The 20,459-nt window shown below is 62.6% G+C and carries 20 protein-coding genes; 13 read left to right on the top strand and 7 right to left on the bottom strand.

The window, feature by feature from the left end:
- Positions 1-47: 47 nt before the first annotated feature.
- Complete coding sequence (locus A3OO_RS0101885; protein ID WP_040573549.1) at positions 48-881, bottom strand: methanobactin precursor domain-containing sigma factor; 834 nt, start codon at positions 879-881, stop codon at positions 48-50.
- Between the two features lie 783 nt (positions 882-1,664).
- Here A3OO_RS0101885 and A3OO_RS0101870 point away from each other — a divergent pair.
- The 6 genes from A3OO_RS0101870 to A3OO_RS0101840 all read left to right on the top strand — a co-directional run bounded on the left by A3OO_RS0101870 (position 1,665) and on the right by A3OO_RS0101840 (position 9,506).
- Positions 1,665-2,168 (top strand): hypothetical protein, encoded by a 504-nt coding sequence (locus A3OO_RS0101870; RefSeq protein ID WP_245257076.1) that lies wholly within the window; start codon positions 1,665-1,667, stop codon positions 2,166-2,168.
- Between the two features lie 160 nt (positions 2,169-2,328).
- A complete protein-coding gene (locus A3OO_RS0101865) occupies positions 2,329-3,396 on the top strand; it encodes an MbnP family copper-binding protein (protein ID WP_018406130.1) in 1,068 nt (355 codons plus the stop codon).
- A complete protein-coding gene (locus A3OO_RS0101860; RefSeq protein WP_018406129.1) occupies positions 3,393-4,571 on the top strand; it encodes a methanobactin export MATE transporter MbnM in 1,179 nt (392 codons plus the stop codon). Before A3OO_RS0101865 ends, A3OO_RS0101860 begins: the two co-directional genes overlap by 4 nt.
- A 28-nt stretch (positions 4,572-4,599) precedes the next feature.
- Positions 4,600-7,014 carry a TonB-dependent receptor family protein gene (locus tag A3OO_RS0101855; protein ID WP_026222597.1) on the top strand — a complete coding sequence of 805 codons (2,415 nt, stop codon included), beginning with the start codon at positions 4,600-4,602 and terminating at the stop codon, positions 7,012-7,014.
- A 147-nt stretch (positions 7,015-7,161) separates the two neighbouring features.
- Entirely contained in the window at positions 7,162-9,027 is a 1,866-nt protein-coding gene (locus A3OO_RS0101845) for an extracellular solute-binding protein (protein ID WP_018406126.1), read from the top strand.
- Between the two features lie 104 nt (positions 9,028-9,131).
- Positions 9,132-9,506: a gamma-butyrobetaine hydroxylase family protein gene (locus A3OO_RS0101840; protein ID WP_018406125.1), complete on the top strand. Its 375-nt coding sequence runs from the start codon at positions 9,132-9,134 to the stop codon at positions 9,504-9,506.
- Positions 9,507-9,580: 74 nt separating this feature from the next.
- Here A3OO_RS0101840 and A3OO_RS0101835 read toward each other — a convergent pair whose 3' ends face one another.
- From A3OO_RS0101835 to A3OO_RS0101820, 5 genes are all read right to left on the bottom strand, one after another.
- Positions 9,581-10,210, bottom strand: a complete 630-nt coding sequence (locus tag A3OO_RS0101835) for a L,D-transpeptidase (protein WP_018406124.1) — start codon at positions 10,208-10,210, stop codon at positions 9,581-9,583.
- Positions 10,211-10,391: 181 nt separating this feature from the next.
- Positions 10,392-11,978 (bottom strand): phosphoglycerate dehydrogenase, encoded by a 1,587-nt coding sequence (serA, locus tag A3OO_RS0101830; protein ID WP_018406123.1) that lies wholly within the window; start codon positions 11,976-11,978, stop codon positions 10,392-10,394.
- Between the two features lie 14 nt (positions 11,979-11,992).
- Positions 11,993-12,445: a hypothetical protein gene (locus tag A3OO_RS23410; protein ID WP_156824727.1), complete on the bottom strand. Its 453-nt coding sequence runs from the start codon at positions 12,443-12,445 to the stop codon at positions 11,993-11,995.
- Complete coding sequence (locus A3OO_RS23405) at positions 12,442-12,615, bottom strand: AbrB/MazE/SpoVT family DNA-binding domain-containing protein (protein ID WP_156824726.1); 174 nt, start codon at positions 12,613-12,615, stop codon at positions 12,442-12,444. The genes A3OO_RS23410 and A3OO_RS23405 overlap by 4 nt, the downstream gene beginning before the upstream one ends.
- A 39-nt stretch (positions 12,616-12,654) precedes the next feature.
- The gene (locus tag A3OO_RS0101820; RefSeq protein ID WP_018406121.1) at positions 12,655-13,836 is read right to left on the bottom strand and encodes a phosphoserine transaminase; all 1,182 of its coding nucleotides are present in this window, start codon (positions 13,834-13,836) and stop codon (positions 12,655-12,657) included.
- 191 nt (positions 13,837-14,027) lie between these two features.
- Between A3OO_RS0101820 and A3OO_RS0101815 the strand changes: the two genes are divergently transcribed.
- Positions 14,028-14,345, top strand: coding sequence for a DUF6156 family protein (locus A3OO_RS0101815; RefSeq protein ID WP_018406120.1), 318 nt, complete (start codon positions 14,028-14,030; stop codon positions 14,343-14,345).
- Between the two features lie 5 nt (positions 14,346-14,350).
- On the opposite strand, the gene A3OO_RS0101810 is transcribed toward A3OO_RS0101815, so the two are convergent.
- Positions 14,351-14,647 carry a BolA family protein gene (locus A3OO_RS0101810; protein ID WP_026222596.1) on the bottom strand — a complete coding sequence of 99 codons (297 nt, stop codon included), beginning with the start codon at positions 14,645-14,647 and terminating at the stop codon, positions 14,351-14,353.
- 86 nt (positions 14,648-14,733) lie between these two features.
- Between A3OO_RS0101810 and A3OO_RS0101805 the strand changes: the two genes are divergently transcribed.
- From A3OO_RS0101805 to sorA, 6 genes are all read left to right on the top strand, one after another.
- Positions 14,734-15,333 carry a J domain-containing protein gene (locus tag A3OO_RS0101805; protein WP_018406118.1) on the top strand — a complete coding sequence of 200 codons (600 nt, stop codon included), beginning with the start codon at positions 14,734-14,736 and terminating at the stop codon, positions 15,331-15,333.
- 142 nt (positions 15,334-15,475) lie between these two features.
- The gene (cobS, locus tag A3OO_RS0101800) at positions 15,476-16,426 is read left to right on the top strand and encodes a cobaltochelatase subunit CobS (protein WP_192879556.1); all 951 of its coding nucleotides are present in this window, start codon (positions 15,476-15,478) and stop codon (positions 16,424-16,426) included.
- A 283-nt stretch (positions 16,427-16,709) separates the two neighbouring features.
- A complete protein-coding gene (locus A3OO_RS0101795; RefSeq protein WP_018406116.1) occupies positions 16,710-16,937 on the top strand; it encodes an FmdB family zinc ribbon protein in 228 nt (75 codons plus the stop codon).
- Positions 16,938-17,000: 63 nt separating this feature from the next.
- Positions 17,001-18,926 (top strand): cobaltochelatase subunit CobT, encoded by a 1,926-nt coding sequence (cobT, locus tag A3OO_RS0101790; protein ID WP_018406115.1) that lies wholly within the window; start codon positions 17,001-17,003, stop codon positions 18,924-18,926.
- A gap of 126 nt (positions 18,927-19,052) precedes the next feature.
- The gene (locus A3OO_RS23925) at positions 19,053-19,193 is read left to right on the top strand and encodes a hypothetical protein (protein ID WP_198008739.1); all 141 of its coding nucleotides are present in this window, start codon (positions 19,053-19,055) and stop codon (positions 19,191-19,193) included.
- 42 nt (positions 19,194-19,235) lie between these two features.
- The gene (gene sorA / locus A3OO_RS0101780) at positions 19,236-20,453 is read left to right on the top strand and encodes a SorA family sulfite dehydrogenase catalytic subunit (protein WP_425338970.1); all 1,218 of its coding nucleotides are present in this window, start codon (positions 19,236-19,238) and stop codon (positions 20,451-20,453) included.
- The last annotated feature ends 6 nt before the right edge of the window (positions 20,454-20,459 follow it).

Here is a 20,459-nt window from a genome sequence, read left to right as displayed (position 1 = left end):
TTATTTGCGCCGCTGGCCGGGGGGCCAACGGCGCAAACAAACCGTCCTTAGCCGTTGGTGGCGGCGCAGGTCGACGCGCAGCGGGCGCTGGCGCGGCCAATGACATTGAGGGTGATGCGCTTGGCGATACGGATGGTCATGAAGGCCTCCTGTTTTGATTTCGTCTGGAGAGACCAGACGGGCTCCGCAGAACGCGGGACCCGAATGGTATGACGAGCGAGGCCGCAAAAATCGGACAGCTTGGGACGAGAATTTTTTCGAGCCGTCGAGATTTTGATGTTTGGCGCGTTTCGAAGGCGCGGCGCGGGCGCTTCGACCGAGAACTCGCGCGGAGCGTTCTTTCCCCTGGTGCGTTGCGCCTCAATCTCAACGCTCGAAGGCGCGACCTCGAAGGCGCGATCGAAATGCTCGAGCGCTCGACCCAGGCTGCGGTGGACCGTTCTCAAGGAAACGCCGATTTCCTGCGCGATCTCGGAATGGCTGAAGCCCAGGATTCGGCTCATCAAGAATATCTGACGACAACATCGCGGCAATTGCATCAAGGCCGCTTGAACGTCAGACGCCAGGCCGAATGCGTCGAGGGCCGACGTGATACGCGTGTCCGTGGCGGGCGACTGGAACCATGCGCCGTCTTCGGCCAGCGCTCTGGCATGCGTTTTTTGCCTTCGAAGATTGTCGATCGCGAGCGTGCACGTCATCTTCGACACATAACCGCGCGCATTCGAAATCAGCTCGCCGCGGTCGCTCTCCAGCATTTTTAGATAGGCTTCCTGGACCAGGTCTTCGGCGTCTCCCGAGCCGATCACGCGGCGCGCCCGCGTTATCAGATCGCGATGATGGCTTCTAAATAGTCGGTCGATCGTCTCATGGTGCTTCTGCATCAGCGCCTCCCCGCTTGTCTCCAAGCGCGCCGATTATCCAAAACGCATCACGCCGAGCGGCCCCAGGGGCACCGGCGATGCGTGGTTTCGATCCGCAAACGTCATTGCTTTCGAACGCGCGGATGTACGGCCGTGTCTTTAGACGGGGGAGGCGCGCGCCGGCGGGGTCGCCGATCGCGTTCGGGAAACGGGATGGATGGGAAGAGCGAGAACGCTGAGTCGCGCCGTTGGAAAGGACAGGCGCGCAACCTGATCATAGACGCATAAGATCTGCGGCTGAGCGTCGCAGCACGCGATACAGTCAACGCAAGAGCCGCCGTGTTCGCCCGGCGCGTGAGGCGCCGCGGGAATCGCATCGCTTTTGCAGACGACGGCCCGGAACGCCAAAGAATGAGATTGAGCGCGCGCGGCGACAGACGAAACGCCAGCGACTTGCAGCAAGATCGCAACGAAAAGAATGACCCGAACGAGCATGGATTGCCGCCAACCATTGCCTACGGTGCGCGGATCATAGGCGCGAAACAATCTTGCGGCAATACGAAAACTCGTTATACGGCACGCGCATGGCGGAACGACGAGGGTCCGTGAGGCGAAGACGCGTTGACAAACGCAAGGGTCGGCGAGCCTGATTCACTGTTTTTCAAGCCGACACTGGATCCTCATTGCGGGCTAAAGACTCTGCGCGCTCCGCCCGCCGTCGCGCGCGCCATTTGGATTGATGTCGGGGCGAACGGCTTCTTCGCGCCCGTCAATTGAAAGACAAAGCGAAATTGCAAAGACTAAGTGTGGCTACAGCGCAACAGTTTAAATTATTGCAAAATTTTGGCGCTTACCGTCGTTGACAAGTTAATCCTCGTGCACTCAGAATTCGCCATGCGGCAAGACAAGCGAAAACTACTGCGGTTCATGCGTCCGATTGTGGCGGCCGCTGTCGCTTGTCTGCTGTTTCAGCAAACTTTGGGTCTTATTGTTTCTCACGGACGCCTTGGCGGCGATTTCGGCGCGTTCCTAAGCTCTCCCTTAGCGATGGCGAACGAGCTTTGCGCCGATCAAGCCAATGGCGACGGCAAGGCCCCGCATGTTCAGCACATGCATTGCATGGCTTGCTTTCTAAGCGACCGAAGCGACGACCTCGGAGCAAAGGTTCTCCTGTCCGCCGTCGTCCTCGTGCTGGCGCCCTTGTCTGAGGCTCGTCCTCTTTGGCCGGAAGAGCGCGATCTCGCGCCGCCGACCACCCAGTGGCCCAGAAACAGGCTCTCTCGCGCACCCCCGTCGCTTCTCTCCTAAGAGAGCGCGTTAGCGGTCGGCTGCCGGGTCTTCGACCCCTCATCGCCATTTCCCTCGCGTTGGATTTCCGCGCGCGCCTCTGACGCGCCGCCGCCGACACGCGTCGCGAACGCGTGCAGCCAACAAACATCTCAAAAATCGTGCTGACAGGAGAGGAATCATGCGCGCATTCACTCGTTTTACGGCCGTTATCGCCGGTGTCGCAGCCGTTGGCGGCGCGCAGGCGGCGGGTAAGGTCGATGGCGGCGACAGGCAGCAGATCGCGATACGCTTTGCGCTTGCGGCGGGCGATCAGCCGGTCGAATGCGGCCGCGACATCGCCGGGCTCGGAACCGGCGGGCAGCCGGCGCAGCTCCACGACGCCAGGTTCTACATCGCCGCGCCGGCGCTGATCGACGCCGCCGGCCACGAAGTCCCCATCGAACTGGAACAGAACGACTGGCAATACGCCAACCTCGCTCTGCTCGATTTCGAAAACAAGACCGGCAAATGCGTCGGCAGCGCCGACATCAACGACACGATCAAGGGATCGGCGCCGCGCGGCCGATACAAAGGGTTCAGCTTCGTCATCGGCGTCCCGAGCGTCATTCAGGACAAGGACGGCAAGGACGTTATTCTCAACCACTCGAATTTCGCCACCGCTCCCGCGCCGCTCGATCTTCAGTCGATGACGTGGAACTGGCAGGCCGGCCGCAAATTCATAAAAATCGAAGTTGATCCCGATGGCGGCGTGACCCGACCGCCGCCCCCAGCGAAAAACCCCGCCCTAGCCGCCAATGGCCCCGGCGCGCCCGCCGGCGACAAGACTGACGGCCCGCCGCCGATGGCGGACGCGCCGAAGACGGCGCCGCTGCGCGTCAACTCGGATGGGACGATCACCGTCTCGACCTGGATGCTGCACCTCGGTTCGACGGGCTGTCGCGGCGACGCGACGAAAGGCGAAATCACCTCCTGCGCCAATCCAAATCGCGTTCCCGTGAAACTCGCGTCCTTCGATCCCGCGCGGCAGCGCGTCGTGCTCGATTTGAAGCCGCTGTTCGCCGGCATCGATCTTGGCAAAGACCAGGGGTTTTCGACCGGCTGCATGAGCGGTCCGGCCGATCCGGAATGCACGCCGATGTTCGAAAATCTCGGGCTTCGGCTCAAGGAAACCGCACCCGACGCCAATGACGCCGGCCAGTCCTCCGGCGCGTCGACGAAGATTTTCCGCGCGGAGGTCACGAAATGAAGCGCGAAGCTCTCATTCTCCTCTTCGCTGCGAGTCTGATCGCAGGCGGGGCGCAAGGCGACCCCATCCCGAGCGCGGAGTCCTGGCGCTGGACTTTGCCCGACTTCATGCCGCCGCCACGGGTTCCCGCCGACAACGCAATGTCGGAGGCGCGCTTTCAGCTTGGGCGCAAACTCTTCTACGACCCGCGTCTGTCCGGAAACGGCAAGGAGAGCTGCGCCTCCTGCCATGAGCAACATCTGGCGTTTACCGATGGCCGCCCGGTCGCCGTCGGAGCGACAGGCCAGCATACGCCGCGCAATTCGCCCAGCATCGCCAACGCCGCCTGGCGCGCCACGCTCACCTGGGCGAATCCGGCGATGGTGACCCTGGAAAGGCAGATGGAAGGCCCGCTCTTTGGCGAAGAGCCGATCGAGATGGGCGTCAATGACAAGAACCGCAAAGAGATCCTCGCGCGTTTCGACAGTGACGCAGAGTATCGCCGCGACTTCGCGGCCGCCTTTCCCGGCGAGGCGGACTCGATCAGCTTCGGCAACGTCATCAAGGCGATCTCGGCCTTCGAGCGCGGCGTCGTCTCGGCGTCCTCGAAATATGATCTCTATCTTGAAGGCAAAGCGACGCTCTCTCCAGAAGAGACGCGCGGCAAGGATCTCTTCTTTGGCGAGAAGGCCGAGTGCCATCACTGCCACGGCAGCGTGAATTTCGACGATCAGTTCTATCACGCCAAAACGCGCGAGATCGAGACGCCGTTTCACAACACCGGCCTCTATGATCTCGACGGAAAGGGCGCCTATCCCGAGCCCAATCGCGGCGTTTTCGAGAACACGCATAATCCCGCCGAGATGGGCGCGTTTCGCGCGCCAAGCCTGCGCAATATCGCTGTCACCGCGCCTTACATGCATGACGGCAGCGTCGCGACGCTCGATGACGTGATCGACATTTACGCGGCCGGCGGACGCAATGTCACGAGCGGTCCACTCAAGGGCGACGGTCGCTACAACGCAAACAAAAGCGCGTTGATCGTTCCCATCGATCTGTCGCCTCAGGAAAAGAGCGATCTGATCGCCTTTCTGAAAACGCTGACCGACGAGTCGTTGCTGACATCTCCACGTTTCGCCGACCCCTGGAAACCGGCGTCGACGGCAAGCGGGCCATCGCGTGCGTCCTCCCATTGAGTTTCACCCCATCAGGAAAGCAAAGAAAATGAGCTCCCGGTCGAAATTGATGCACGGAGTCGCGCTCAGCGCCCTCGCGCTTTTCTCCTCTGCCTCCGTCGCGCACGCGCAGCAGGCGCTTCCGCAGATCACGATCGGCGCCGCACGGCGGCCACCGCCGGTCGCGACTCCGGCTGTGAGAGAGTCGACGGCGGGCGAAGCGGGAATCGCGCCCGGCTTTAATCCCGTTCGCGCGAAACTGCCGATCTACCGGGACCCGCCGGGGCAGACGGTGACGATCGTCAACACGAAATTCCTCAAGCCGACACCCCTGGCGGATGTCCGTAGGGTGTTGGAATACAGCCCCGGCGTCTCCGTACAGCAAGGCAACAATCCGCGCGATCTGTTGATTTCGATTCGCGGCTCCGGAAACCGTCTCGGCCCCGGGTTCCCGACCGGCATCCGCAACATCATGCTGTACGAAGACGGGTTCCCAATCACGACAGCCGACGGCAATGGCCGCACCGACCTGCTCGATCCGCACTCTTATACCGCCATCGACGTCTATCGCGGACCTTCGTCGGCGCTCTTCGGCAATTACGCCTATGGCGGCGCGCTCAATTTCCGCACCTTTTCCGGCGCCGAAATCGACGGCGTGCACACAGGTTCGGAATTTGGCAGCTTCGGCTATGTCAACAATTACGTTCGGGTCGGAAAGGCGGTGGTCGACAGCACGCTCGGCGCTTTCGATCTGTCGTTTTTCGCCTCCGACGCCAACAGCAGCGGCTATGCCCGCAATTCTTTCTCAGGCAAACAAGCCAAGCTCCTCGGCAGATGGGACGTGACCCCTACCGATCGTGTGATCGTGAAATATATCGCCAACAATTTGAGATCGGAGTTCATCAACCGAGAAAATATCAATGTCTTCAATCTCAATCCATTTCAACAAAACTATGGCTGCTCCATCGCAGTCCCTCTGAATCTCAACTTGTGCAACAATCTGAATGTGCCGGCGAATGGCATATCCGGGGCGCTTACTCGCCAAAGCGTTTGGCAGCTTGGCACTCATCAAAACTCTCTCAGACAGATCGCCGGCGTTCAGTTCGAGCATGACTTCGACAACGCCACCACTTGGCGATCGCAATTTACGTACGACTATCTCGATAACATCAGTGGAACCTGGCCGCCGCCGATCGTCGGACCGGGCGGCCAAGGCGGCCCGGTCGCCCTAAGGGGCCCAACGGTGGGCATCACCGCACAGACCGACGTGACCAGCCACACCGATCTGTTTGGCTTCCCGGCGACGCATTTTCTGCAGTTCTTCTATAGCAACGCCAAAACCACCAATCCGCTCTTTAATCAGATCGCCAATACCTGGTACAGCGGCGCAATCGGCGCGCAGGTCGGCAAGCTGGATTACTATACGTCAAACATCGGTCTGCGCGCGCGTGAAGAGATTGCGCTCGCGCCGGGCCTGACTGGCGTCATCGGGTTCAGCGCCAATTGGAATCGCGTTTGGGGCGTCAGCACCGCCTATAACTATCCCGCCAATCTGGCGCCCAGATTTCCGACCCAGGTCGCCGTTGACAATGATTATTGGAACACGGCGCCGGAAGCGTCGCTCACCTATCGCTATAACCCCGAGTGGCAGGTGCGGGCGCGCTATGCGACGGGCTACAGCACCCCGACATTCGTGTTCCTCACCAGCACGCGAAACGGAATCGGACAAAATCCTTTGAAGGCTCAGACCAATATGGGCGTCGATCTCGGCATTGATTGGACCCCGAGCCCTGAGCTCAATTTCAGCGTGACCGGTTTCAACGAATGGCATCGCAATGAAATTCTGACATTGAACAACGCGCTCGTCAGCTATTCGCAAAATATTCCTTCCTCTCTTCACCGCGGCGTCGAACTCAACGCCGATTGGCGGCCCTTCGACGGATGGCGGCTGATCGCGGCCTATACGTTCAACAATCAGTTCTTCACCAATTACTGGGACGATCTCGGGACCGTCGCGGGGCGAGCCGTCTTATATAATCGCGCCGGCAACCGAATTCCCAACGTGGCGCCGCATACTGTGACGATGCGTCTTGGGTATGATCAGCCCTACGGCGACCTTTCGGGTCTCGGCGCTTACGCGGAATATGTTTTCAAAAGCAATTATACGATCGACAACGCCAATTTCACCACTCTGCCGAGCTACAGTCTGATCAATCTTAACGCGCACTATAACCACGACATAGACAACTTCTATGTCAAGAATATCGAGCTCTTTTTCGAGGTCTCGAACGTCTTCAATCGAACCTATGTCGCCGGCGCATTCGTGGTGGCCAACACGCTCCTTGCCGGCCCGATACAAACGCCGCTGGTCTGGCCGACAGGCGGCCTGGTGACGGCGCAAGGCGCCGGCATCCTCGCCGGCCAGCCGCGCGCCTTCGCCGGAGGCATCAAACTCAAGTTCTGAGGTGATCAGGCGTCGCCCCGTTCATTTGGGGCGACGCCGCCCGCCAGGCGCGCGCCATCGGCGAAGCGCGATCAGCAATTTTTTCGAATGGGACATTGCCCGGGCCGAATAGTTTCAGATCCGCCGATCTGGCGAAGGAGGCGATCAATGCTTCGCGCTGGCCACGCAGTCGGACGCATGATCGGCGCCGCGAGGCTCGCGGCGTTGATCCATGTCATCGCGGTCCTGCCGCCGATTCCGTCGCTTGCCGATAATCCTCTGCAAGCTTTCGCCACGCATGGCCTTGCGCTTTATGGCGACCCGGCGCTGCGCAAGGATTTCGATCATCTTCCCTATGCCAATCCCGAGGCGCCGAAAGGCGGGAGGCTTCGGCTCGGCCAGCGCGGCGGATTTGCGAGTCTCAATCCATTCAACGCGAGATTTGGAGACGCGCCGCAACTCATCATCGGCAATGTGCTGCAAAGTCTAATGGTGCGTTCGCAGGACGAACCCTATTCCTTCTATCCGCTGATCGCCGAATCCGTCGAACTCGACGAAGCGCGCCAACGCGTCACATTTCACATCGATCCTCGGGCGCGCTTTTCCGACACGACGCCCATCCTCGCGTCGGACGTTCTATTTTCCTTTGAATTACTCAAGTCGAAAGGTCGACCGAACCATCGTGCGATTTTTGCGTTGGTGAAGTCCGCCGTGGCGCTCGACGACCATACCGTGCGTTTCGATCTGACTGGCGTGCAGGATCGCGAAGCGCCGCTCATTCTCGCCGCGATGCCGGTTCTGTCGAAGAGAACCACGAAAGTTGAGCGCTTCGATGATCTCGATATGACGATTCCTCTCGGCTCAGGCCCTTATGTGATCTCGGAAGCGAAAGCCGGCGCGCGTCTGGTTCTGCGGCGTGATCCCGACTACTGGGCCCGCGACATACCGAGCCAGCGGGGTTTCTATAATTTCGACGAGATCGACGTCGATTATTATCGCGACGGCGCGGCGCTGTTTGAGGCGCTGAAGGCGGGCCTCCTCGACTATCGCGAGGAGACGAGCGCCGCCCGTTGGTCGACGGGCTATGATTTCCCTGCCGTTCGCAATGGCGTCATTGTGAAAGAAACCCTGCGGCCCGGCCGCCCGACGGGAATGGAAGGCTTCGTCTTCAATCTGCGCAAGGGCATTTTCCGCGACGTGCGGCTGCGCGAAGCGATCGCCATGATGTATGACTTCGAATGGATCAACGCCAATTTCTACAGCGGACTATACGTCCGCACGGAAAGCTACTTCGGCGAATCGGATTATTCTTCGGTCGGGCGTCCCGCAAGCGCGGCCGAGCGCGCTTTGCTTTCGAAGTATCCCGGCGCCGTTCGCGACGATGTTCTTGAAGGCCGCTGGCGACCTGTTCAGCATGATGGTTCGGGCCGCGATCGCACGGTCGCGAAGCGCGCGCAAGCGCTTCTCGCCGAAGCCGGCTTTGGCGTCGTCGAGGCGCGTCTAGAGAAGAACGGCGTTCCCGTCGTCTTCGAGATCATGATCCGCGACCGCGACGAAGAGCGGCTTGCGCTCAATTTCGCCGCCGCGCTGAAGCGCATCGGGATCGAAGCCAATCCGCGCGTCTACGACGAAGTCCAATACCAGCGCCGGCGTCAGCGCTTCGAATATGACATGATGATCGGGCAATGGCTGGCGTACGCCGTTCCCGGTCAGGAACAGATGCACCGGTGGAGCGCCGCGAGCCTCGACCGGGAAGATTCGCTCAATCTCGCAGGGGCGGCCTCGCCCGCGCTCGACGCGGCGATCGACACTCTGCTCGCGTCCCGGACGAAGGCGGACAGCATTTCGGCGGCGCGGGCGCTTGATCGCATCCTGCTCTCCGGATTCTATTTCGTGCCTCTGCAGCACGTGAACGCCATCTGGTGCGCGCATAGCGCGGCGATTCGCCATCCTGCGCATACGCCGCTTTTTCCGATGTTCCCTTACGGCTTCACTTTGGAGAACTGGTGGAGCGAGAAAGATCGCCCTCAGTGAGGATCATGTTGGCGCTCTTCGCGCGAAGACGATAGAAATCTTTGGCGACGGCCGGAGCTCGGCCCGCAAATCGCCTCGCACCAACAAAGGTCCTGGAGACGCACATGGGGCAGGAGCCCTGGCCGATCGAACTGCGCCTCTCGGAAGGCGGACGGATGCTGAACGTCTCCTTCGACGACGGCGCGCAATTCGCGCTCAGCGCCGAGCTGTTGCGCACGCAAAGTCCGAGCGCCGAAGTGCAGGGCCATTCTGCGAAGGAGCGCAAGACCGTCGGCGGCAAGCGCAATGTCACGATCATCGCGGTCGCGCCGGTCGGCAATTACGCCGTGCGGCTCGACTTCGACGACATGCACCGCACTGGGATCTACACGTGGCGCTATCTGCGCGAGCTTGGCGAGACGGCGCCGGAGCGGTTCTCGTCCTATCTGGAAGAGCTTGCAGCAAAGGGGCTGGATCGCGACCGGCCTGGAGAAAAATAGTCCTTCAAAAAATAGTCCTGCAAAATGAAACGGCCGACGCGAGCGCCGGCCGTTCAAATGCTTGCTGCAGAGACTTACCGTGTCACGACGACTCGGGTGCCGATCTTGACCCGGTTGTAGAGGTCGACCACGTCGTCATTGGTCATCCGGATGCAGCCCGACGACACGGCCTGGCCGATGGTCCAGGGCTCGTTGGAGCCGTGGATGCGGTACAGCGTGCCGGAGAGATACATGGCGCGCGCGCCGAGCGGATTGTTGAGGCCGCCCTCCATGTGCCGCGGCAGGTCGGGGCGGCGACGCAGCATTTGCGCCGGCGGCGTCCAATCGGGCCACTCGCGCTTGTGGGCGACGAAACGGGTGCCGGCCCATTCGAAGCCGGGGCGGCCGACGCCGACGCCGTAGCGAATCGCTTGGCCGTTGCCGAGCACATAATAAAGTCGACGCTCATTGGTGGCGATGATCACCGTGCCGGGCGCATATCTGGCGTCGAAGGCGACGGTCTCGCGCGGAACGGCGACCGCCTGCGGGCGGCCGTCGCTGGTTTGCGGGGCGAAGGAGCCGCCGCCGAAGAGCGCGCTGAAAGGGTCGACGACCGGCGCCGGCGCGGGGGCCGGCTGCGGGGCAGGGCTGCGCGCGGATGCTGGAGACCAAAGGGCGCCGAGCGCGCCGAATGCGCAAATCAGTGCAAAAGCAAGACGCCGCATGGTTTTCCCTTGTCCAAGTGTGGGCTGACGTCGCGCCGCCGCGAAATTGCGACGCAGACGCCCTGATGATTAGTCCCGCAGGCCGCTTGCGCAAGCAAGCGCGCCGACGCGCGAAACGCAGGACAAGCGGCGTTTTCTTGCGGCATAGTGGCAGACTTGCAACACTGCCCGCCGCGCCGACTCAGAATTTAAGCGTCGTCGCCTGCTTCACGCCGGGCAGGTTTTTCAGGGCGGCGAGCGCCTGCGGCGGCAGTTCGCCGTCGATGGCGACGAGCGCGACCGCGCCGCCGCCGGGCCTGTCGCGGCCTAGCGCGAACGTGGCGATATTGACCTCGGCTTCGCCGAGCACGCCGGCGAATTTGCCAATGAATCCAGGCCTGTCTTCATTTGTCAGATAGATCATCGACGGCGCGAATTCGGCGTCGACGCCAATGTCGCCGATGCCGACAATACGCGGCTTGCCGTCGTGGAATACCGTACCCGAAACGCAAATTTCGCCCTGCGCGGTATGCGCGCTGAGCGTGACTAGGGATTCATAGTCGCCTTGCGCCTCGCGGGTGATCTCCTCAATGGCCAAGCCGCGCTCTTTTGCGAGGATCGGCGCCGACACCGGATTGACGTCTTCGAGAATGGGTCGAAGCAGCCCCGAGATCGCGGCCGCCGAGATCGGCCTGGTCTTCTGCAACGCGACGGCGCCTTCGTAGACGATCGACAATGTGTCGACGCCGGCGACGGCGACCTGACCCACGAAGAGACCGAGCTTTTCGGCGAGTTCGACGAAGGGCTTCAGCCGCGGCGCCTCTTCGGCGCTGATCGAGGGAAAATTCACGGCGTTGGCGATCGCGCCTCTGGTGAGGTAATCCGCCATCTGCTCGGCGATCTGCAGCGCGACCTTTTCTTGCGCCTCGCTCGTCGAGGCGCCGAGATGCGGCGTGCAGACAACGTGCGGATGCCCGAACAATGGGTTTTCCGTCGCCGGCTCCTGCGCGAACACGTCGAAGGCGGCGCCGGCGACATGGCCGTCGTCGAGGGCCTTGCGCAGCGCGTCTTCGTCGACCAGCCCGCCGCGCGCGCAATTGATGATGCGCACGCCCTTGCATGTCTTGGCGAGGTTTTCCGCCGAGAGGATATTCTTCGTCTGCGGCGTGAGCGGCGTATGCAACGTGATGAAATCGGCTCTCGCCAAGAGTTCTTCGAGGTCCACTTTTTCGACGCCAAGCTCACTGGCGCGCTCTTGGGTGAGATAAGGGTCGAAGGCGATCACGCGCATCTTCAGGCCGAGCGCGCGTTCGGCGACATTCGCGCCGACATTGCCGCAGCCGACGACGCCGAGCGTCTTGCCGGTGATCTCGACGCCCATGAAGCGGTTCTTTTCCCATTTGCCGGCCTGGGTCGAGGCGTCGGCGGCGGGAATTTCGCGGGCCAAGGCGAACATCAGCGCGATCGCGTGTTCGGCGGTGGTGATGGAATTGCCGAAGGGCGTGTTCATGACGATGACGCCGCGCGCGGTGGCGGCGGCGACGTCGACATTGTCGACGCCGATGCCGGCGCGGCCGACGACCTTGAGCCGTGGCGCCCGCGCAAAGATGTCGGCGGTCACCTTCGTCGCTGAACGGATCGCGAGTCCGTCATAGTCGGCGATCGCGGCGGCAAGCTTGTCCTTGTCTTTTCCCAGCGTCGGTTCGAAATCGACATCCAGTCCGCGCAGGCGGAAAATCTGTGCGGCGGCCGGCGAAAGAGAATCTGAGATGAGAACGCGCGGCGGCATGGCGGGTCCGTTTGTTATCTTGCCGGCGGAGTTTTTTCCGCTTGTTGCATCTCAGGAGGCAGTCCGAGAAGCATGAATTTGAATTCGGGATTGTCTCGCGAATGCGAGGGTTCGATGTCGGCGCGGATCGCCCGTACGAGAAGATTAAACAGCCGATCATGCTCGGCGGAGCTTCGCTTATCGTTTTTGTATGAAATCTCCTCCTGAAACGTCCTCAGTGCGTTAAGAACGTTTATCGGAGCTATCAAAGACATTGCATTCACGGCGTCAGTATATGGACGCATTGCGTCTGCGGTACAACGACCTTCTGTTATGGCCGACAGAGTGGCCACAAATTGCTGATAATGCGCAAGTTTTAGTCTGCGCCAATCTGCTTCGTGTTCGCGTCTACGCGTCAGAACGTTTGTTACCACAACGGCGATGAGCGCGGTCACCGCTGATACTACCGTCGTGATCAAAAGGTTCATTTGGGCGAACGGCCATAGTCTGGTTCGTCGAGTTCGGGACGTTCCTGCATTGATGGTTGCTCGCGTCCGTCAGCTAAGAAGTCGTCGGAAAAAGTTCCGGCAATGGCGTCGAGCCACGACCAATTCTTTAGCGCACCTTTATCCTGTGGCGAGTCTGATTTTTTATTCATGCCTGCTTCCCGCTGTTTCACGAAAGCGTTTCGGGTATCTCACCCCGCTTGCGCGGCGTCGGCGCAAGCCTGCGCATAGGCCCAGTCGAGCCATTTGGTCAGCAGCGCCACGTCGGCGGTTTCCACCGTCGCGCCGCACCAGATGCGAAAGCCCGGCGGCGCGTCGCGATAGGCGCCAAAATCATAGCCGGCGCCCTCGCTTTCAATCATCGCCGCCATCTTCTTGGCGAGTATCGCTTGCGCGTCTGTGTCTTTTGCGGCGCTCTCCGCGGAGAAGATCAGGCAGACGCTGGTGTTGGAGCGGGTCGCGGGGTCCTTGGCGAGGAAGTCGACCCAGGGCGTCTTTCCAACCCAGTCGCCAACCGCCTGCGCATTGGCGTTCGAGCGCGCAAACAGCGCCTCAAGCCCGCCGATCGATTGCGCCCAGGACAGCGCGTCGAGATAATCCTCGACCGCGAGAAGCGAGGGCGTGTTGATCGTCTCGCCCTGGAAAATCCCTTCGTTCAGCTTGCCTTTTTTGGTCAGCCGGAAAATTTTGGGCATCGGCCAGGGCGGCGCATAGCTCTCGAGACGCTCGACGGCGCGCGGCGAGAGAATCAGCATGCCATGCGCGGCCTCGCCGCCGAGAACCTTTTGCCAGCTATAGGTCGTCACATCGAGCTTGGCGAAGTCGAGCGGCTGCGCGAAGGCCGCCGACGTCGCGTCGCAAATCGTCAGGCCCTTGCGATCCGCCGCAATGAAGTCGGCGTTGGGCGCGCGCACGCCCGACGTCGTGCCGTTCCAGGCGAAGACGACGTCATTGTCGAAGTCGATTTGCGACAGATCCGGCAATTCGCCATAGGGCGCGGCGAGGCTTCGCGCCTTTTCGATCTTCAACTGGTTCAAGACATCATTGACCCAGTCTTTCGAGAAGCTCTCCCAAGCGACGACATCGACCCCCCTGGGGCCGAGAAGCGACCAGAGCGCGATTTCCACGGCGCCGGTGTCGGAGGCTGGCACGATGCCGATGCGGTAATCGGCGGGAACACGCAGGATCTCCCGCGTCAGCGCGATGGCCTGCGCCAGCTTCTCCTTGCCGGCCTTCGAGCGATGGGAGCGGCCGAGCGCCGCGCCGGCGAGATTTGCAAGCGCCCATCCCGGGCGCTTGGCGCAGGGGCCGGAGGAAAAGCTGGGATTAGCCGGCTTGGCGGCGGGTTTCGCCATTTTGTCGGCGGCGGCCATGATGCAGCCCTCTCCATTGCGGCGCGGCGCCGCCGCCGTCCGCGCTACGCGCTGCCCAGCCGACCGTCAAGAGCCGCTGGCTTCAGCCGCGCGCGGCGGGAGCCATGTGGGGGAGCCATGAGGTTGGCGCGATTTTCTCGTACCAGCTTGCGCGGCGTCGCTTGAAGAAACGCCGGGGACCGGGGAGAGCGATGATGTCGGAGATTAATGAAGCGCCTAATGAAGAAGAATGCCGGTATTTTCTTTCCTACTCCGGGGTTCGGTTGCCATTGAAGCTCCTTGGGCCGCTCGAGGCGAGCGAGCTTAAGAACCGCAATACGTATTTTCGCGCGACTTATGACGCCGAGGGCAGGATCGTCAGTTGCGAGAAGCTCGTTTATGGCGAGGTGGAGCTGCGCCACGATTACGCCTATGACGCCGGCGGCGCGCTGGCGCGCGCCCGCATCGCCATGGGCGAGGACGTCTCCGAGATCGACTGCGGCGCTGACGGCGTCCCGCTGCGCAGTTGATGGCCTTAGACGGGCGCGGCTTCGTGCGGCGTTTTGGCGCTGATCGCCAGCGCGTGGACGCGGTCGGCCAACTCGTCGGAGAGAAGCGCATTGACGAGACGGTGCCGCTCGATCAAGCTCTTGCCCTCGAAAGCCGCGCTCACCACCTCCACTCTGAAGTGGGTTTCGCCGTCGGGATGGTGATGCCCATGCCCCGCGTGGCTGTGCGATTCGTCGATCACGTTGAGCGCCGCCGGCGCAAGGGCTTGGGTGAGTTTCTGTGCGATGCGCGTCTTGACGACGCCTTTACCCTGATCCGTCATGTTTATCTCCGGTTCGATCGCCGATTTAGCACATTGGCGCTTGGTTGCGCTTGCGGCGCGCTGCGGCGCCATCATAATGGAATGAAATGGACCTGAATTCGCCCCTCTTCGACCGCATCCGAACTAAGCGCCAGCCGCGCGAAACTCGGCGCGAGACCGTGACGCGGTGCGATTCTCCCGGCTGTGAGGCGGAGGGCGTCCACCGCGCGCCAATGGGCCGGCTGCGTGAGGGGCAGTATCTCTGCTTCTGCCTCGAACATGTCCGGGAATACAACGCCACATACAATTATTTCAACGGCATGGATGACGCTTCAGTCGCCCGCTACATGAAGGACGCGACGGTCGGGCACCGGCCGACCTGGTCCATGGGGACGAAGCGCGGACAGGCGGGCTTTCGCGAGGACACGATGACGGCGGCCGATCCGCTTGGCGTCTATCGCCAGCGCTTTCGCCGTCCGCACCCCGCCGCCGCCCGCCGCGCGCCGCAGCATTCGCCTGTCACGATCAGGGCGTTCGTCGCCATGGGGCTTGAGGAGACGGCGGACGCGGTGGCGATCCGCGCGCGCTACAAGGAGCTCGTCAAGCGCCATCATCCCGACGCGAATGGCGGCGACCGCTCCCGCGAGGAAAAATTGCGGGAAATCATCCATGCCTATAAGACGCTGAGGGCCGCTCGCCTGGTCTGAGCGCTCGTCGCGCGCGCAAAGCTTTCCGCGGCGGCGCAGACATATTCGGCGCAATCATGCGGGGACGAAACGGTCCGCGCAAGGAGGACGCATTTTGGTCGCTGCAGAATACGCCGCAACGGGCCTCGACGGCACGCCGGACATGAAGATCTCGGTGCGCCAGGTGTTCGGAATCGACTCCGATATGGAGGTTCCCGCCTTTTCCGAGCGCAACGAACATGTGCCGGACCTCGACCCGGACTACCTCTTCGATCGGCAGACGACGCTCGCCATTCTCGCCGGCTTCGCCAGGAATCGGCGCGTGATGGTGACCGGCTATCACGGCACGGGAAAGTCGACGCATATCGAGCAGGTGGCGGCGCGGCTCAACTGGCCCTTCGTGCGTGTCAATCTCGACAGCCACATCTCGCGCATCGACCTTGTCGGCAAGGACGCCATCGTCCTGAAGGACGGCAAGCAGGTCACCGAGTTTCGCGACGGCATCCTGCCTTGGGCGGTGCAGCACTGCGTCGCTTTGTGTTTCGACGAATATGACGCCGGGCGGCCCGACGTGATGTTCGTGATCCAGCGCGTGCTCGAAGTCTCCGGCCGCCTGACGCTGCTCGATCAGAACCGCGTCATCCGGCCGCATCCGGCATTCCGTCTGTTCGCGACCGCCAATACCGTCGGGCTCGGCGACACGTCGGGCCTCTACCACGGCACGCAGCAGATCAACCAGGCGCAGATGGACCGCTGGTCGATCGTCGCGACGCTGAATTACCTGCCGCATGACGCCGAGACCAATATCGTGCTCGCCAAGGCGAAATCCTATGGCGCCACGAAGGAAGGCCGGGACATCGCCAATAAAATGGTGCGGGTCGCCGACCTCACCCGCAACGCCTTCATGGCTGGCGACCTTTCGACGGTGATGAGTCCCCGCACCGTGATCACCTGGGCGGAGAACGCCGAGATTTTCGGCGACATCGGCTTCGCCTTCCGGATGACCTTTTTGAACAAATGCGACGAACTCGAGCGTCCGCTCGTCGCCGAATTCTATCAGCGCTGCTTCGGCAAGGAGCTGCCGGAAAGCGCCGTGAATGTGGTGATGACATAAAGAGGCGTTGCTTGGCTCCCTGCCTCCCCCGCTGAAGCGGGAGAGGGGGCCGGCGGCGTTACGCGCAATCTCTTGTGAAACGCGCAGTCTTTTCCACTCCCGCGAAGCGGGGAGGGCCGGGGGTGGGGGCATGACGGCGCTCAACCGAGTAGCCGCTTGATTGGAAATGCCGACGCCAAGCTCGAAAGGCTCACCGACACGTCGCGGGCGCGCAAGCATGAGCCCCGCATGCGGAACGAAAATTGCTCGCGTCAGGGACGAATCTATGTAACGCGAGGGGTTCATGCCGCTTTACGCCTATGTCTGCGACGCCTGCGCGGCGGAATTCGAACTGCTGGTGCGCGGATCTGACGTGCCAGCCTGTCCCGCCTGTGGAAGCGAGAAATTGCAACAGCAGGTTTCCCGCATCTCCAAGGAAATCAAATATCCCGCGATCGCGAAATCCTGGCGCCGGCGCGCCGCGGCGGAAGGCGATCTGTCGAACTTCAGCAAGGCCGAACGCAAATTGTAAGCTTTCCGCCAATCGGACCCTTCGACTTGCGGCCTTGCGCGCCCGCGCGCATATAGTTCCGTCATGTCAGCCCCGACAAACCGACGGCCCGCCTCGCCCAAGGAGGCGCCGCAGGAGCCGTTCAAGCGCGCCGTCGCCGGCGCCATGCGCGCCATGGCGCGCTCGCCAGCGCTTGAGGTGAATTTCGCCCCGGAGCGGCCTTCGCTCATTGCCGGGGCCGATGGGGCGAAGGCGCGGCTGACGGAGCCGCCGCGTAAGCTGAACGTAAAGGACGCCGCGATTCTGCGCGGCCAGGCGGATTCCCTGGCGCTGCGCCTCGCCTGTCACGATGACGCGCTGCATCGGCGCTATGCGCCGGAGCCGGTGGCCGCGCGCGCCGCCTTTGACGCCTTGGAGCAGGCGCGCTGCGAATCGATCGGCGCGATGCGGATGCCCGGCGTCGCCGCGAATATCGGCGCGATGCTCGACGACCGCTATCAGCGCAGCCACGCCGATCAAATCGAAGGCCGCGACGATGCGCCGCTCGAAGACGCGCTGGCGCTGCTCGCGCGCCAACGCCTGACGGGACTCAATCCCCCGCAACACGCGCAGAAAATCGTCGAGCTGTGGCGCGACACTCTCGAAGAGCGCGCCGGCGCGGATCTCGACCGGCTGACCGGGGCGGTGGAAGACCAGAAGCTTTTCGCCCAGATCGTGCGCGAGCTGCTTTCGCATCTCGATATGGCGAGCGGCGAAGCGCCGGACGAGACGCAGTCCGACGAGGAAAGCGAGGACGCGCCGCAAAATCCCGATCAGAGCGAGACCGACGATCGGGACGACGAAGAGTCGAAAAGCGCCGCCGAGATGGATACGGCGCTCGCGGCGGAAGACGCCGAGCAGGAAGGCGAAAGCGACTCCGCGGAAGCGCCCTATGGCGAGACCGAGCGAGAGGCCGACGCCGGAGACGCCGAAGAGGCCGCCGAGGCGCGTCACCCGGCGACGAACGCCGCCGAGCGCGCCGGCGCCGATTATCATGCTTACACCACCCGCTTCGACGAGATCATTCGCGCCGAGGAGCTCTGCGACGTCGAGGAGCTGGATCGGCTGCGTGCCTATCTCGACAAGCAGCTGCTGCATCTCTCCTCCGTGGTGGGACGGCTGGCCAATCGGCTGCAGCGCCGGCTGATGGCGCAACAGAGCCGTTCCTGGGAGTTCGACCTCGAGGAAGGCATGCTTGATCCCGCGCGACTGCCGCGGATCATCATCGATCCCCAGCAGCCGCTCTCGTTCAAGCGCGAAAAGGACATGGACTTTCGCGACACGGTGGTGACGCTGCTTCTGGATAATTCCGGCTCGATGCGCGGGCGCCCGATCACGGTCGCCGCCACCTGCGCCGACATTCTGGCGCGCACGCTGGAGCGCTGCGGCGTCAAGGTCGAGATCCTCGGCTTCACCACCCGCGCCTGGAAGGGCGGCCAGTCTCGCGAGGCCTGGATCGCTGAAGGGAAGTCGGCCAATCCCGGACGCCTCAACGACATCCGCCACATCATCTATAAGGCCGCCGACGCGCCCTGGCGCCGCGCCAGACGCAACCTCGGCCTGATGATGCGGGAAGGGCTGTTGAAGGAGAATATCGACGGCGAAGCCCTCGATTGGGCGCATCGCCGATTGCTCGCGCGCACCGAGCAGAGGCGCATCCTGATGATGATCTCGGACGGCGCGCCGGTCGACGATTCGACGCTTTCGGTTAACGCCGGCAACTATCTCGAACGGCACCTGCGCCAAATCATCCACGAGATCGAGAGCATGTCGCCGGTCGAACTCATCGCCATCGGCATCGGCCATGACGTCACCCGCTACTACAGGCGCGCGGTGACGATCGTCGACGCCGAGGAGTTGGGCGGCGCCATGACCGAAAAACTCGCCGAACTGTTCAGCGAAAGCGCCGCGCCCGCGCCGCCAGCGACCCAGCGCCGCACCCGGGCGCCGGTCGCCGCCGCGCGTCGGTGACAGAGCCGGCGCTTCAGCTTTTTTTAACGATACTGCAACGATTCGCCGTCTCGGGCGTTTTCTATGCGGGCGCGTCTTTTGCTGAGCCAAAGGCAGCGGCCCCGTGTGGAATGTAAGGGGATCGTGATGGCGTTCATCAACTGGCAGGACAAGGCGGCTCCGAGAGAACCGAGCGAAACGCAGCGCTTTTTGTGCGTTACGAGCGTTCTCGCGCTTGCGACGCTGCCGTTCGCGCTATGCGCGGCGCTGACGATTTGGGGCTCCTGACGGTCTAGCCACGCAGTCGCTGCAAGGTGCCGGCCGCGTATGATGCCCCGAGCCACGAGCAGGCGATCCTTTCTGCGAGGCGCAAGCCTTGGCCTCGCAGCTCTCTCCTCGTTTGATGGACGGAGCGCGTTCTCGGCGGAAGGCGCGAGACTGGGGTTCTCCAATGGCGACCGGCCCCTCGTGCGCTACCCCGGAAAGCGGGCGCTGATAGAGCAGACCGTCAGGCCGCCTCAGCTCGAAACTCCTTTCTCCGTTTACGACGAAGGCGTGCTGACGCCCAACGACGCCTTTTTCGTCCGTTACCACCTCGCCGGCGTCCCGCTCAGCATTGATCCGGAAGCGTTTCGCCTGGAGGTGCGGGGCCATGTCGAGACGCCGCTGTCGCTCTCGCTTGCAGCGCTCAAGCGCGACTTCGACCCGATCGAGATCGTCGCCGTCAATCAATGTTCCGGCAATAGCCGCGGCTTCGTCGAGCCGCGCGTCGGCGGCGGACAATTTGGCCATGGCGCGATGGGCAACGCCCGCTGGCGCGGGGTGTCGCTCAAAACTCTGCTCGAAAAGGCCGCACCGAAGCCGGGCGCCCTGTCCGTCGCCTTCAACGGGCTCGACGCGCCAGTGGCGCCGGAGACGCCGGATTTCGTCAAGGCGCTCGACCTCGGCCATGCCGGCGACGGCGAAGTGATGCTCGCTTACGCCATGAATGGCGAAGACCTGCCATGGCTCAACGGCTTCCCATTGCGGCTGGTGGTTCCCGGCTGTTACGGCACCTATTGGGTGAAGCATCTCAACGATATCGAAGTGCTCGACAGCGATTTTAGCGGCTTCTGGATGTCGAGCGCCTATCGCATCCCCGACAATGACTGCGTCTGCGTCACGCCGGGCGCGCCAAAGGGGGCGACGCGGCCGATCAAGCGGCTCAATGTCCGCAGCTTCGTGACGCGGCCGGCCGAAGACGCGAAGGTCGCGGCGCATGTCGCCTTCGAAGTCAGGGGCATCGCCTTCGACGGCGGCCATGGGATCGAAGCCGTGCTGCTCTCAGCCGACGACGGCGCGAACTGGACCGCGGCTCGGCTCGGCGAGGATCTCGGCCGCTATTCCTTCCGCGAATGGCGGACCGAATTGTCGCTGCGGCCCGGCGTGCATCATTTGAAATCCCGCGCCGTCAATCGCGCCGGCCAGTCGCAGCCCTTGGCGCCCTTATGGAATCACGCCGGCTATATGCGGCACGTGGTGGAGACGGTTCGGATAGAGGCGGTCTAACGAAAA

It is taken from the genome of Methylocystis rosea SV97 (genome assembly GCF_000372845.1).
Taxonomy (GTDB): Bacteria; Pseudomonadota; Alphaproteobacteria; order Rhizobiales; family Beijerinckiaceae; genus Methylocystis; species Methylocystis rosea.
The sequence above is the reverse complement of the archived record's forward strand: the minus strand, read 5'-3'. Positions and strand labels throughout refer to the sequence as shown.

What these genes read in the sequence shown, in the direction of transcription:
- A3OO_RS0101885 (WP_040573549.1), bottom strand. Translation starts at nt 881, where the DNA reads ATGCAGAAGCACCATGAGACGATCGACCGACTATTTAGAAGCCATCAT.
- A3OO_RS0101865 (WP_018406130.1), top strand. Translation starts at nt 2,329, where the DNA reads ATGCGCGCATTCACTCGTTTTACGGCCGTTATCGCCGGTGTCGCAGCC.
- A3OO_RS0101860 (WP_018406129.1), top strand. Translation starts at nt 3,393, where the DNA reads ATGAAGCGCGAAGCTCTCATTCTCCTCTTCGCTGCGAGTCTGATCGCA.
- A3OO_RS0101855 (WP_026222597.1), top strand. Translation starts at nt 4,600, where the DNA reads ATGAGCTCCCGGTCGAAATTGATGCACGGAGTCGCGCTCAGCGCCCTC.
- A3OO_RS0101845 (WP_018406126.1), top strand. Translation starts at nt 7,162, where the DNA reads ATGCTTCGCGCTGGCCACGCAGTCGGACGCATGATCGGCGCCGCGAGG.
- A3OO_RS0101840 (WP_018406125.1), top strand. Translation starts at nt 9,132, where the DNA reads ATGGGGCAGGAGCCCTGGCCGATCGAACTGCGCCTCTCGGAAGGCGGA.
- A3OO_RS0101835 (WP_018406124.1), bottom strand. Translation starts at nt 10,210, where the DNA reads ATGCGGCGTCTTGCTTTTGCACTGATTTGCGCATTCGGCGCGCTCGGC.
- serA (WP_018406123.1), bottom strand. Translation starts at nt 11,978, where the DNA reads ATGCCGCCGCGCGTTCTCATCTCAGATTCTCTTTCGCCGGCCGCCGCA.
- A3OO_RS23410 (WP_156824727.1), bottom strand. Translation starts at nt 12,445, where the DNA reads ATGAACCTTTTGATCACGACGGTAGTATCAGCGGTGACCGCGCTCATC.
- A3OO_RS23405 (WP_156824726.1), bottom strand. Translation starts at nt 12,615, where the DNA reads ATGAATAAAAAATCAGACTCGCCACAGGATAAAGGTGCGCTAAAGAAT.
- A3OO_RS0101820 (WP_018406121.1), bottom strand. Translation starts at nt 13,836, where the DNA reads ATGGCCGCCGCCGACAAAATGGCGAAACCCGCCGCCAAGCCGGCTAAT.
- A3OO_RS0101815 (WP_018406120.1), top strand. Translation starts at nt 14,028, where the DNA reads ATGATGTCGGAGATTAATGAAGCGCCTAATGAAGAAGAATGCCGGTAT.
- A3OO_RS0101810 (WP_026222596.1), bottom strand. Translation starts at nt 14,647, where the DNA reads ATGACGGATCAGGGTAAAGGCGTCGTCAAGACGCGCATCGCACAGAAA.
- A3OO_RS0101805 (WP_018406118.1), top strand. Translation starts at nt 14,734, where the DNA reads ATGGACCTGAATTCGCCCCTCTTCGACCGCATCCGAACTAAGCGCCAG.
- cobS (WP_192879556.1), top strand. Translation starts at nt 15,476, where the DNA reads ATGAAGATCTCGGTGCGCCAGGTGTTCGGAATCGACTCCGATATGGAG.
- A3OO_RS0101795 (WP_018406116.1), top strand. Translation starts at nt 16,710, where the DNA reads ATGCCGCTTTACGCCTATGTCTGCGACGCCTGCGCGGCGGAATTCGAA.
- cobT (WP_018406115.1), top strand. Translation starts at nt 17,001, where the DNA reads ATGTCAGCCCCGACAAACCGACGGCCCGCCTCGCCCAAGGAGGCGCCG.
- A3OO_RS23925 (WP_198008739.1), top strand. Translation starts at nt 19,053, where the DNA reads ATGGCGTTCATCAACTGGCAGGACAAGGCGGCTCCGAGAGAACCGAGC.
- sorA (WP_425338970.1), top strand. Translation starts at nt 19,236, where the DNA reads ATGCCCCGAGCCACGAGCAGGCGATCCTTTCTGCGAGGCGCAAGCCTT.